The following is a 12,541-nucleotide window of genomic DNA, read 5'->3' on the forward strand; positions in this document are numbered from 1 at the left end:
AAATCTCCTTCAAATGGCTTAATTATTGGCAACACAACCACTTTCTAAAATATTAAATTGAATGATATCTTTTTCATCTTTAAACGCATCTAATAATGCACTTGCAACCCACTCAACAACTTTTGTATTTACTGCATTTCCCAAAGCCTGAAATGCTTGAGTAGGGCTTTCTGGCAATTTCAGTAACTCATCAAGACTTTGGAGTTTTGCGCATTCACGGGGGGTCATATAACGTTTTTGCCATGCAATAATAGGGACCTGGGTATCAGTCATCGCAATCAAGCTCGGAGCAGTTGTTCTTCTTTTGACTCTCACTCCAGACGCCCTAAATTGAAGGACATATTTCCAAATATCTCTCTCTTCGCCATGCACATTCCACTCAAGCTTTTGAAGACTTGAAGGAAATCTCAAAATATCAGGTAACCATTGATCAATCCAAGCTTTATTATCATTATAAAATTGCCTGTTTTGCCTAATATAGTTTTTTTTCCACTTAGGAAATTCAAATTCTTCTGTTCGAGCATGACTCGGTAATAATTTCCAGCGATCATCAACATTTCTTTTCAGGCCAATTTTACAACCATGGCTCGCTCTAAAGCCTTTTAAACCTTCTTTTCCTAAGCGAACCTTCCTTGCATAAGGGGTTTCATTTTCGAAAGGATAAGTTGCTCCCCACTCCATTGACCATAGAGGAAAAGAAGGTATCTCAACGTCAGGAGGGCATAGTTCTAAGAACTTACTCCAAACATTTAAGCAATCGATAACTTGAGGAGATAACGATTTTGCATTAATCGGGTTATCATCTAAAATACTATCTATTGAAGTAACTAAATTGGAAGTTTCCGGCCATCTAAAATTTTCAAGGGGCAACAATGATCCAACGATATATATACGTTCACGAATCTGTGGGATGCCAAAATGATGCGGTGAAAGTTTTGCGGCATCAATATTATAGCCAAGACCTTCCTTACCAAGAAACTGTTGGATTTTTATCCATGTTTTCCCCTCATCATGTTTCAAAAGATTGGGGACATTCTCTAAAATAAAAAACTTCGGACGCTTATGTTTTAATATTTCAACTACGTTGAAAAATAAACCTCCTTGTTTTGTACATTCGAAGCCTAACTGATCACCAGCTTTAGAAAAAGGCTGACATGGAAATCCAGCGGTTAATACATCATGATCAGGTATATTTTCAAGAGGAACTTTTGTAATGTCACCTTGTGGTCTAATCCCAAAATTTTCTACGTATAGGTTCTGTAGTGGTTCCTTCCACTCCACAGCAAAACGACAAACGCCACCTAATCGTTTTAACGCAAGATGAAAACCTCCCAGACCTGCAAATAAGTCTATGAAAGTAAAGTTTTTTTTAGTTTCCATATAAGTAATCTCAAAAAGCAAAATTCTGTCTATGTATATTCAAGCATACTAATGGCTGTATATAAACACATACTTTGGTGATAGTTTTGTATAGTTTAGAATCGCGTCAACAGAATTTTAAAGTTCGATTCACAAGTATGATGTTTAATCGCTTGAATTGTATAATAACCATTCATTTTCCACCATACACATCATGCTCCTCTAATCTCACTCGGTTCAAAATGACATAGTTACCAAGGAAGTTAGACCCGGCAATGTAATCCTATCAGTAAGTAGATTTAATTAGGCCAAACGAAATAGTGGGGATGATCTTGCAAAGGCTAGATTTCAGACACAAAAAAAGCCGCCCTTAAGCGACTTTGATTTGCATCTTTTGGTGCCGAAGGCCGGACTCGAACCGGCACGTATCTCTACGGTTGATTTTGAATCAACTGCGTCTACCGATTTCGCCACTTCGGCACTGAAGGGGATGCGGAAACGTTGTGGATTATACCTGTCGCGCGCCGCCATGCAAGCGACGACGCGCTAAACCCGCGCTAAGTGCCCAAAAAACCAGCGACCATCGTCACTCCAGCTCGGAAACCGCCAGCCGAATCACGCCGGCGGCATGGCTTTCAGGCAGTTGCAGCACTTTGGCCCACATCTCCTGCACCATATCGCACGACAACTTCTCTTTGCCCGTCGCCTTGTCCGGCATCTGCAGCAGCTGAATATCCTCGCCGTACTTCGCGGCCAGCTCTTTCATGATCGGGCGCACGTCGGCGACGGCGGTGTCGCGCTCCTGCGCCGTCACGGTGTGGCGGTTTTTGCCGTAGGCGGCGCGCATCATGTCGGCGTCGGCCTGCATGCGGCGCTGCATCATCGGCTTATCCAGCACCCGCATCGGGTTGATGCCGCCCTTCACGTCCGGGTAGAGAAAGCGGAAACAGGCATCGTCGCTCACCTTCTGAATGGCGGCGGTCTGTTCCATATTCGCCTTCATATAATCCACCACGTTCGCGTCCGGCGCGGTCTGCAGGCGCGACATCTGCAGGTGCAGGATCTGCGGTTGAATCACATCGATGATCTGTTGCTCGGAATCACCCTCTTTTTGCATTGCGAGGATCTGTTCACGGATGCGCTGCTGGAATGCGGGTTCTTGCTCCTTCAGCACCTGCCAGGCAGGCATACTGTTGAGCGTGGTGTCGAGTTGCTGTTCGGGGTTTTGTTGCAGGCGTTGTTTATCGTAATAGACCCAGCACGCCACGGCAGCGGCCAGTACGGCAACAATCACAATCGGTTTCCAGGCTCTCTTCATCGTCTCGCATCCTTTTGATCTGTCGGATTACACCGGCACGCCGCTATGAAAACGAAACTCACTGTCCGGTGTCGAGATAAGTGTGGCTTCAATTTCACCAAAAAGCTGTACGCGTGAAGAGATATCGTTGTCGCTTACCTGTTGAGCAAGTGTCAGATAGTCCTGGTAATGGCGTGCTTCCGAGCGCAGCAGCGACAGATAGAACTTCTGCAGGTCGTCGTCGAGGAATGGCGCCAGCGCGGCGAAACGCTCGCAGGAGCGCGCTTCGATGTACGCTCCGCAAATCAGCTTGTCGATCAGCGTCAGCGGTTCGTGAGTGCGCACTTCCTTCAGCATCCCTTTGGCGTAGCGGCTGGCGGTGATTTTGACGTAGGGAATACTGCGCGCCAGCATCGCCTCACGCACCTGCCAGAAGTGGTGCAGCTCCTCTTTAATCAGCAGCACCATACTGTCGATCAGCGCCTGACCCCACGGATCGTCGGTTTTGGGCATCACGCTTTTACCAATCTGCTTATGCAGGGCGATAAAATCCGGTTCCGGCCCTTCGCGGAAGGTAAAGGCTTCGTAGGGTTTGAGCCATTCGAGCAGCGCGTCGGCCCCACTTTTGTCGGCGACATATTTACGCACCAGCAGGAGCGCCGTCTGTGCGGCTTTGAGTTCGCACACCATGTGATCGGTGAGCAGGAGCGGCAGGTTTGCCGGATCGCGGGCTTTATCAATCCATGCTTGCGGGGTCGGGCAGTGGAGAAAGTTAAGAACGGGGGTGAGTATCTGCGGGTAGTCCATGATGAAACCTTACAAAGCGGCAGCCGAAGCTGCCGCAATACACTTTATCCTTCACGCTGCCTCTTCGTTGGCTGCCGTCGTCCCCCCAGGTAACTTACCTGTGTAAGCTCGCTGGGACTCACTCAGTTGCCGCCTCGACGCAGCGTGAATGATGTTGTGTATTTTATTAATTAGTGGCGCACGCCGTCGTCATCTTCGTCGACGAAATCTTCATCGTCTTCGTCATCGCCGTCTTCGCCGTTTGGATCTTCGTAGTAGGTTCCCCAGCCGTCGTATTCCACTTCAAACTTCTCGGCCAGATCCATCAACTGCTCAACCTGCGCATCGATCAGCTCTGCTTTCAGCGCCCCTTCGCTCAGGATGTCGCAGCAGATGACGGTTTCGCCCTCTTCCACTTCCAGCTCTTCCGGCTCGGTCACTTCGTAACCCATTTTGAACGCTTCTACCGCCAGTTTCTCCAGCGATTCAAAGTCATCTGCAGAGAAATGGTGCTCGATGGTGTACAGCGCGTCCGGATCGCTGCCGTCTTCCAGCAGCTCTTCAATGATCAGGCGCGTCTCTTCGCGTTGCTCTTCCAGCAGTTCTGGGTTTGCCATGGCTCGTTCCTCTTTAAGTTCGGCAGATACTTCTATTTTCACACACGGACGTGTTTGCCTCCACCTAATGTAAGAAAGAATTGTTAAACAGGGTTGCAAATGAATATTCATACATATAAAGTGAATTTTAATTCAATAAGTGGCCTTTGCCATGTGAGGATAACATGTCTGAACTGTATAAAAAGCACTTCCTGAAATTGCTCGATTTTACGCCTGCACAGCTCAACTCTTTGCTGACGCTCGCGGCAAAGCTTAAAGCGGATAAAAAAAATAACACTGAAGTTCAGTCGCTTACTGGCAAAAACATCGCGCTCATCTTCGAAAAAGACTCAACCCGTACACGATGCTCTTTCGAAGTTGCCGCATTTGACCAGGGCGCGCGCGTCACTTATCTCGGCCCGAGCGGCAGTCAGATTGGGCATAAAGAGTCAATTAAGGATACGGCCCGCGTACTCGGGCGGATGTACGACGGAATTCAGTATCGCGGCCACGGCCAGGAGGTGGTCGAAACCCTGGCGGAATATGCCGGTGTGCCGGTATGGAACGGGCTGACCAACGAGTTCCATCCTACCCAGCTGCTGGCGGATTTGCTGACCATGCAGGAGCACCTGCCGGGCAAAGCGTTTAACCAGATGACGCTGGTGTATGCGGGCGATGCGCGCAACAACATGGGCAATTCGATGCTGGAAGCGGCGGCGCTGGTCGGGCTGGATCTGCGTCTGGTCGCGCCTAAAGCCTGCTGGCCGGAGGAGAGCCTGGTGGCGGAGTGCAGCGCGCTGGCGATGCAGAATGGCGGCAAAATCACCCTGACGGAAGATGTGATCGCCGGGGTGAAAGGCGCGGACTTCATCTATACCGACGTTTGGGTGTCGATGGGCGAGCCAAAAGAGAAGTGGGCGGAGCGTATCGCGCTGCTGCGTAACTATCAGGTGAATTGCGAAATGATGGCCCTGACGGGCAATCCGAACGTCAAGTTCCTGCACTGTCTGCCGGCGTTCCATGACGATCAAACGACCCTCGGCAAGCAGATGGCGAAAGAGTTCGATCTGCACGGCGGAATGGAAGTGACCGATAAAGTGTTTGAGTCGGCGGCGAGCATCGTCTTTGACCAGGCGGAAAACCGGATGCATACCATTAAAGCCGTCATGGTGGCGACACTTGCGGAGTAAGCCTTCACTCTCGCTTTCTCCACACGGCAGAAAGAATCAACAGCAAAAACGGCGACCTGGGGTTGCCGTTTTGCTTTTACCGCCATTCGATTGATTTTTCAGCGAAAAAAAGGTACTTTTTCACCTGAACTCCAGCGTGGACGGTCCTTAATTATGCCTATTATTCAGTCTGTTGAACGTGCCTTGCAGATCCTCGACCTGTTTAATGAACAGGCGACGGAGCTGAAGATCACTGACATCAGTAAACAGATGGGTTTGAGCAAAAGCACGCTTCACTCGCTGCTCAAAACGCTCCAGCTGCACGGCTATATCGATCAGAATCCAGAAAATGGCAAATATCGCCTCGGCATGAAACTGGTAGAGCGCGGCCATTTTGTGGTGAGTTCGATGGATATTCGCCAGAAGGCGAAGGGCTGGCTGACGGATCTGTCGCAGCGCACCGGACAGACCACCCATCTGGGCATTCTCGACGGGCGCGAAGGCGTCTATATCGAGAAGATCGAAGGCAAGCTGGCAGCTATTGCCTATTCACGCATTGGTCGTCGTCTTCCTGTCCATGCGACTGCCATCGGGAAAGTGTTGATCGCCTGGCTCAACGATACCGACCTCAACGCCCTGCTCGACGGCTATCAGTACACCTCTTTCACCCCGGCGACGATAACCTCGCGCGAGGCGCTGCTGGCGGCGCTGGCGCAAACCCGCGCCCAGGGTTACGCCCTCGATAGCGAAGAGAACGAACAGGGTGTGCGCTGCGTTTCGGTGCCGGTGTGGAATCATGAATCCCGCGTGATTGCGGCGCTGAGTCTTTCGACCTTAACCTCGCGGGTCGATGATGACGCGTTCGCCCGCTTCCGGGGAATGCTGGAAGAGGCCGGGCTGCAGCTCTCAAAAGCGCTGGGCTACCCGGCCTGAAGCGTCACGCGGTGGCAGGCGTATAGCTGAAGTAATCAAAATCGGCATAACAGCCATCGCCGCTGATGTCTTCACAGTGCAGTCCGACAAACGCCCCCGTAAAGAACCCACGGCCGCCGATGTAATCATCCGACAGTTTCCACGCGTCATAGGTGACAGGCACGGTCTGCCACTGCTCGCCGTCAAACGAATAGCTGTAGCGATAGACTAAATGCTCGACGTCAACGCGCAGCCACACGCCCTGCGCGTCGTCCGGTACGGGGATCGGCTGCTCGTGCAGCGGCCACGACGGCACGTTCTGATCGAGCTGAATCACCTTGAGCGTCCTGCCCTTCCCTTCCTCGTAGTCGACAAAGCAGTAGCTCCAGTTTTTGCTGTTGTAGTAGCAGGTTAACCCGGCACTTTGCTGGAAATGGCGTGGGGCAAACTCCATGCGCGTCTCGGCGCGAAACGCGAAATGCTGCCAGCGCCGCGCCACGGTGGACTGGGTAAAGGTCGAGTTGAGGGAGTCGTTGCCATACAGCCGCAGGAATCCCCGGCGTGCCGTCAGCGATCCGAGAGAATCGTCGAACGGAATGCGCAGGGTTTGCAGCTCCGGGTTAAGCGCTGATGTATCAAAATCATCGCGCCAGTTCGCCGTCGACACGCTTTGACTCTCCGCCATCTGCGGCCCCGGTACGTGGACCTGCGCGTGTTTCCCGCCCTCGACATAGGGCCAGCCGTCACGCCAGGTGATGCGTGCGATCCCGGTTTCACGCCCTAACGAACAGTACCCGCGTCCGCCAGAGGCCAGAAGCGGCACGCCCGGCAAACGCTGCGGTCGGCTGGTCAGATACGCCATATACCACTCGCCGGTGTGCGTCTCCAGCAGCGAGCCGTGCCCGCTCTTTTGCAGCGGATTTTCCGGCAGATGCCAGCTGGTCATCATCGTCACCTCGGGGTGCAGCTCGTAAGGGCCATCGATGTTTTTGGATCGCAGCACGACCACGGCATGTTCGTAGCTGGTGCCCCCCTCCGCGACCATCAGATAGTACCAGCCCTCCTTGCGATAGAGATGCGCCCCTTCCGTGTAGCACAGCGGCGTACCGGTAAACAGCGTTTTGCGCTCCGGCGAAAGCCGCTGCGTCTGCGGGAAATACTCCTGCATCACGATGGTGTTATGCGGATTGCTGTGGTGGCGAGGCCCCCAGGGTCGGTAAATGTAATATTTACGGCCATCGTCATCGTGGAACAGCGACGGATCAAAGCCACCGTTGCCCATCGGAATCGGCTCGCTCCACGGCCCTTCGATGGACGGCGCGGTGACGAGGAAATTTTTGCCATTTTTCCACGGGGAATCGACGATTTTCACGTCCGTATACAGCAGCCAGAACTGCCCGTCGGCGTAGCTCAGACACGGCGCCCAGATGCCGCCAGAATCAGGATTGCCTTTCATATCCAGCATCGACACACGATCCAGCGGCGTGCTCACCAGCGACCAGTTTTTCAAATCGCGTGAGTGATAAATCCGCACGCCGGGGAACCACTCAAAGGTCGAGGTGGCAATGTAATAATCCTCACCCTGCCGGCACAGGGACGGGTCCGGGTTGAATCCGCTCAGAATCGGGTTAGTGATAGTGTACATAGCGTCTCCTTCTTAATGGGATGCCGCCGTCGCCGCAGCGGGAAGATCCTCGCCCTGCGCCGCACGGTGTTTAAGCAGTTGCTGGCTGATGGCCTCGACGCGGTCATCGCTGAGTTTGTAGAGCGAGAGCATGATGAACATGCCGACGTAGAGCACCACCGGAACCACGCAGAACAGGATTTTGATGGTGGTCAGCACTTCGATGGGCTGCACGCTGCTGCTGGCGGAGTAATTGACATAGGCGAGGATCCAGCCGACCACCGCGCCGCCAATCGCCAGGCCGATTTTCAGGCTGAATAGATAGGTAGAGAACACCAGCCCGTCCAGACGGCGGCCGCTGCGACTCTCTTCATAATCGACAACGTCGGAGGCCATCAGCCATTGCAGCGGCGTGGTGGTGTTAAAGACAAACAGGAACAGGATATTGAGGGCGAAAATCAGGCCGATATACGCCACCGGCGTGATGAAAATCAGCAGGCTGATCAGGGAGTACGCCACGATAATCCACTTGAACGATTTCACGCGGTCGAAGCGGCCTAACAGCCGGGATGAACAGAGCGAGCCAAACATGGTGGCGATGCTGCCGTAGAGTAAGAACTGCGTGGCCATCTCCGGATGGTCCATCACGTATTTCACGAAATAGAGCGTGGCCCCACCGCGCACCACGTTCGAGCAGGTCGCCATCATTTTGAATGCGCACATAATCCGCCACTGGCTGTTGCCCCACAGCAGCTTCAAATCTTTTGATACGGACGAACCCGGCTGCACCTCAAAGGTATAGCGCTCTTTGGTGGTAAAGAAGCAGACATACAACAGCACCACACCGCTCAGGCCGAGCACGCACATCGCGCCAAAGTAGCCCAACTGTTCGTTGCCTTTACCGATGATCCCCACCAGCGGCAGCGCAATCCCACTGATCGCCAGCGATCCCGCGGCGGCGAGGAAAAAACGCCACGACTGGAGCGCATGACGCTCTTTCGGATCGGCGGTAATCACCCCGGGCATGGCGCAATAAGGGACGTTCACGAAGGTGTAGACCAGCGTCAGCAGAATGTAGGTCACGCAGGCGTAGATGATTTTACCGTTGGCGGAAAAGTCCGGCGTGTAGAAAGTCAGCATGCAGACGACGCCAAACGGGATTGCGCCCCAGAGCAGGAACGGGCGGAACTGGCCGTGGCGCGTGCGGGTGCGATCCACCAGAAGCCCCATCAGCGGATCGGTGACGGCGTCGAGTATGCGCGACACTAAAAACAGCGTCCCCATAATGCCCGCCGATAAACCAAAAACATCCGTATAAAAATAGGCCAGCAAAAACATCGTGGCCTGCCAGACAAAGCCACAGGCGGTATCACCCAGCCCGTAGCCAATTTTATCTTTCATGGTTAATTGCATGATTACCCCCAACGCAGAAAGTGAAAAAGTGCAAACGTCAGGGACCTGTTCCAGGCAAAAGCAATACCTGGTGCATCGTCAGGATTACACCCTTTTTTCGTGTGCCGATCGGACTATTTCGTGTTAATTGAGTGTAAGTAAATGATCGATTAACCAGCAATGGTCATATCTTATTTATGAATTATGATATTTTGCTTTTGTGATAATCGTCGTTATATACCCACAAATTAAAAAATAGTTTTAGCTTTTATTTTTTAATGCGTTACGAAAACAGCAATTTATTAAAAATCGCTATATTACAGGCGCAATAAAACCGCCCGCAAATAATCATCACAGGCAGTTAGATTTATTTTATGCTTTATATTCCGAGTGCTTTTTTACCGGCGTTAATCACCTCGATAATTTTATCGGTATCATAAATACAGCCTTTCCAGGTTCCGCCGCTCACCGACTGCAACGCCGCCCAAAGTCGCGTATCGTCCGGCAAGAAATCGTGGGCATGCAACTCCGGGTGCGGCGCCCGACGCGCCAGCTCTGCAGCGCCCTCTTCCGGCGTGAGCGGATGTTGCGCCGTGCCGATGAAATTCACCCGGCCAGTTAATGAAAGCCTGTCCACCTCGATCTCGATGATGTCGTTATCGCGCAGCTTGCCAATCGGCCCACCGGCCAGCGCTTCGGGGGCCACATGGCCAAAACAGGCGCCGGTCGAGACCCCGGAAAAACGGGCGTCGGTGATCAGGGATACGCTCTTGCCCCAGGAGACGTGTTTTAGCGCCGATGTCAGCTGGTAAGTCTCTTCCATTCCGGTACCGGACGGGCCTCCGCCGATAACGACCATGATATCGCCGCGCACGATCTCCCCGCTTTTGATGGCTTTGATTGCCCTCGCTTCGGAGACGAATACTCGCGCCCGGCCAGTATGACGATACACACCGTCCTCCCCCACCACCGACGGATCGATCGCCGTGGCTTTTATCACCGATCCTTCCGGCGCGATATTCCCCACCGGGAACGCCACGGTGGAGGTCAGCCCGCGGGCTTTGGCCCGTTCCGGCGGCAGGATCACATCATCAGGATCAACACCGTCCTGGTCGCGCAAACACTGACGGAAACGTTCGCGACGCTCGGAGGCCTGCCACCAGTCGAGGTTTTCCCCGACCGTCTGGCCCGTCACCGTCATGGCATCCAGATGCAGCAGGCCAAGATCGCGCAGATGGAGCATCACTTCCGGCACGCCGCCCGCGAGGAACGCGCGCACGGTCGGGTGATAATCCGGCCCGTTCGGCAGCACGCTCACCAGGCGCGGCACGCTGCGGTTGATGCGCGTCCAATGGTCGACATCCGGGATCGTGCAACCCGCCGCATGGGCGATCGCAGGAATATGCAGCAGCAGATTGGTCGATCCCCCAAACGCGGCGTGGATCACCATCGCGTTTTCAATGGCTTTGTCCGTCAGGATATCGCGCGTGGTGATCCCGCGATCGTCGAGCTGCGCCACAGCGCGGGCCGACTGGCGCGAAATTTCCAGCCACACATCCTGCCCGGATGGAGCCAGCGCTGAGTGTGGTAATGCCAGCCCGAGCGCTTCGGCCACCACCTGTGACGTTCCTGCGGTGCCCAAAAACTGGCAGCCACCGCCTGGTGAAGCACAGGCGCGGCAGCCCAGTTCAGCGGCTTCCTGTAATGAGAGTTCATGGTTAGCGTAGCGCGCGCCGATGGTCTGCACCTTTCCGGCATCTTCGCCGAACGTTGGCGGCAACGTCGCGCCACCCGGCACCAGAATGGTCGGCAGATGGTGCATGGAGGCGAGTGCAATCATGGTCGCGGGCAGGCCTTTGTCACAGGTGGCGACGCCAATCACCGCCCTGCGCGTGGGGAGCGAACGAATAAGACGACGGAAAACGATGGCGGCGTCGTTGCGGTACGGCAGAGAATCGAACATCCCGTGCGTCCCTTGCGAGCGCCCGTCGCAGGGATCGCTGACAAACGCCGCGAACGGAATTCCCCCGTTGCGGGTGATCTCCTTTGCCGCCGCCTGCATTTGCAGGCCGATTTCCCAGTGGCCGGTGTGATACCCAAGCGCCACCGGGCGGCCATCTCCCGCGCGAATCCCGCCCTGAGTGCCGATAATCAGCACCTCTTTACCCGTGAGTTTATTGGCGTCCCAGCCCATGCCCGCGTTCTGCGTCATACCAAACAGGTTGCCACTCGGCGACTCCATCAGCATTTGCGGCGTCAGCGGCAGCGCGCCCTGCGGCCCGGCCGCATGGGTGATAACGGAATAAAATGCATCATCCTGCGGGGTAAAAATCGTCTCTATCGCCATCTTATCCTTCCGGTTCAGCAGAGTTTCAGCTGTTGCAACAGTGATTTCAGCTGCGCCTTGCGTGACTCATCCAGCGGGCTGGCTGGCGGCAGCACATAGGTCGAAACCGGCCGCCCGCACAGAGAGATCGCCTCTTTGATCACATTCACAAACGGCGTATCGAGCTGATACATCTGCGGGATTTGCAACATCGTCTGGTGATACTGCGCGGCCTGGGCCAGATCGCCGTCGCGGAACGCCTGCAGCAGTTTGACCGAGACCTGCGGCGCAAAGTTGCCGCTGGCCGAAATGGCCCCGTCGCCGCCCAGCAGCAGCGTATTGAACAGGTGATCGTCATACCCGCAGAGCACAGTGAAGTGCGGATGCGCCCCTTTCACGGTCTGGATCATGCTGCGCAAATGGGCCACAGAGTCGATGGTGTCTTTGATGCCGACAATATTGGCGCACGTATCGGCCAGCGTTTTTACCAGCGCGGGCGTTAAGTCCTGGCCGGTCAGCGCCGGGAAGTTATAGAGGATCACCGGGAGCGTCACGCTTTCCGCCACCTGCTGGTAATAGCGGATCAGATTCTGCTCGGACACTTTCCAGTAATAAGGGTTAATCACCACAATGCCATCGGCACCCGCACGCTGGGCATGCTGGCTGAGTTCAATGGTTTCCCGGGCATTGGTTCCACCGGTGCCAATCAGCACCGGCACCCGGCGATTAACATGCTCAATCGCAAATTCGGCAATCGCTTTACGCTCGTCGGCATTGAGCTGAGAAAACTCACCCCCGCTGCCTAAAAAGAACAGTCCGTCGACGCCCGCATGAATCATATCGTCGATGAGCGCGGCGGTGCCGGATTTATCGAGCTGGCCTTCGGCGGTGAAAAGGGTGGAGACAGGAGGAATAATCCCCGAGAACTGCACGGTCTGCTGCATGTGATCTCCCGTTAATACAGTTTGTTCTACATTATAGAACAGCGTTCATTTATTTAACTCTCATACTAAGCCGCGACGCGCAAAGAGGTAAACCGGGAAAAATCAGTAAGGGGCGATTTTTTAGACTGGATCACGA

The 12,541-nt window shown here is 54.1% G+C and carries 10 protein-coding genes and 1 tRNA gene; 2 read left to right on the forward strand and 9 right to left on the reverse strand.

Annotation, left to right across the window (positions count from 1 at the left end):
* Window positions 1–18: 18 nt before the first annotated feature.
* From dcm to rraB, 5 genes are all read right to left on the reverse strand, one after another.
* Window positions 19–1,380, reverse strand: a complete 1,362-nt coding sequence (gene dcm / locus DAI21_RS01645) for a DNA (cytosine-5-)-methyltransferase (RefSeq protein WP_107702347.1) — start codon at window positions 1,378–1,380, stop codon at window positions 19–21.
* Window positions 1,381–1,754: 374 nt separating this feature from the next.
* Window positions 1,755–1,839: transfer RNA gene (locus tag DAI21_RS01650), tRNA-Leu, on the reverse strand.
* Window positions 1,840–1,945: 106 nt separating this feature from the next.
* The gene (locus DAI21_RS01655; protein ID WP_100777803.1) at window positions 1,946–2,677 is read right to left on the reverse strand and encodes a topoisomerase II; all 732 of its coding nucleotides are present in this window, start codon (window positions 2,675–2,677) and stop codon (window positions 1,946–1,948) included.
* A 27-nt stretch (window positions 2,678–2,704) separates the two neighbouring features.
* Window positions 2,705–3,463 carry a tRNA isopentenyl-2-thiomethyl-A-37 hydroxylase MiaE gene (gene miaE / locus DAI21_RS01660; RefSeq protein ID WP_107702348.1) on the reverse strand — a complete coding sequence of 253 codons (759 nt, stop codon included), beginning with the start codon at window positions 3,461–3,463 and terminating at the stop codon, window positions 2,705–2,707.
* 170 nt (window positions 3,464–3,633) lie between these two features.
* Entirely contained in the window at window positions 3,634–4,059 is a 426-nt protein-coding gene (gene rraB / locus DAI21_RS01665) for a ribonuclease E inhibitor RraB (RefSeq protein ID WP_100777805.1), read from the reverse strand.
* 164 nt (window positions 4,060–4,223) lie between these two features.
* Between rraB and argF the strand changes: the two genes are divergently transcribed.
* Window positions 4,224–5,228 carry an ornithine carbamoyltransferase gene (gene argF, locus DAI21_RS01670; protein WP_107702349.1) on the forward strand — a complete coding sequence of 335 codons (1,005 nt, stop codon included), beginning with the start codon at window positions 4,224–4,226 and terminating at the stop codon, window positions 5,226–5,228.
* Window positions 5,229–5,381: 153 nt separating this feature from the next.
* Window positions 5,382–6,140 carry an IclR family transcriptional regulator gene (locus DAI21_RS01675; RefSeq protein ID WP_100777807.1) on the forward strand — a complete coding sequence of 253 codons (759 nt, stop codon included), beginning with the start codon at window positions 5,382–5,384 and terminating at the stop codon, window positions 6,138–6,140.
* Window positions 6,141–6,144: 4 nt separating this feature from the next.
* Here DAI21_RS01675 and DAI21_RS01680 read toward each other — a convergent pair whose 3' ends face one another.
* From DAI21_RS01680 to DAI21_RS01695, 4 genes are all read right to left on the reverse strand, one after another.
* Window positions 6,145–7,764 (reverse strand): glycoside hydrolase family 43 protein, encoded by a 1,620-nt coding sequence (locus DAI21_RS01680; RefSeq protein WP_107702350.1) that lies wholly within the window; start codon window positions 7,762–7,764, stop codon window positions 6,145–6,147.
* Between the two features lie 12 nt (window positions 7,765–7,776).
* On the reverse strand, window positions 7,777–9,159 hold the full coding sequence (locus DAI21_RS01685) for an MFS transporter (RefSeq protein WP_100780771.1): 1,383 nt from the start codon (window positions 9,157–9,159) through the stop codon (window positions 7,777–7,779).
* Between the two features lie 355 nt (window positions 9,160–9,514).
* Entirely contained in the window at window positions 9,515–11,482 is a 1,968-nt protein-coding gene (locus tag DAI21_RS01690) for a YjhG/YagF family D-xylonate dehydratase (protein ID WP_107702351.1), read from the reverse strand.
* A 14-nt stretch (window positions 11,483–11,496) separates the two neighbouring features.
* On the reverse strand, window positions 11,497–12,405 hold the full coding sequence (locus DAI21_RS01695; protein ID WP_107702352.1) for a dihydrodipicolinate synthase family protein: 909 nt from the start codon (window positions 12,403–12,405) through the stop codon (window positions 11,497–11,499).
* Between the last annotated feature and the right edge of the window lie 136 nt (window positions 12,406–12,541).

This window comes from Lelliottia sp. WB101 (assembly GCF_003051885.1).
GTDB lineage: Bacteria > Pseudomonadota > Gammaproteobacteria > Enterobacterales > Enterobacteriaceae > Enterobacter > Enterobacter nimipressuralis.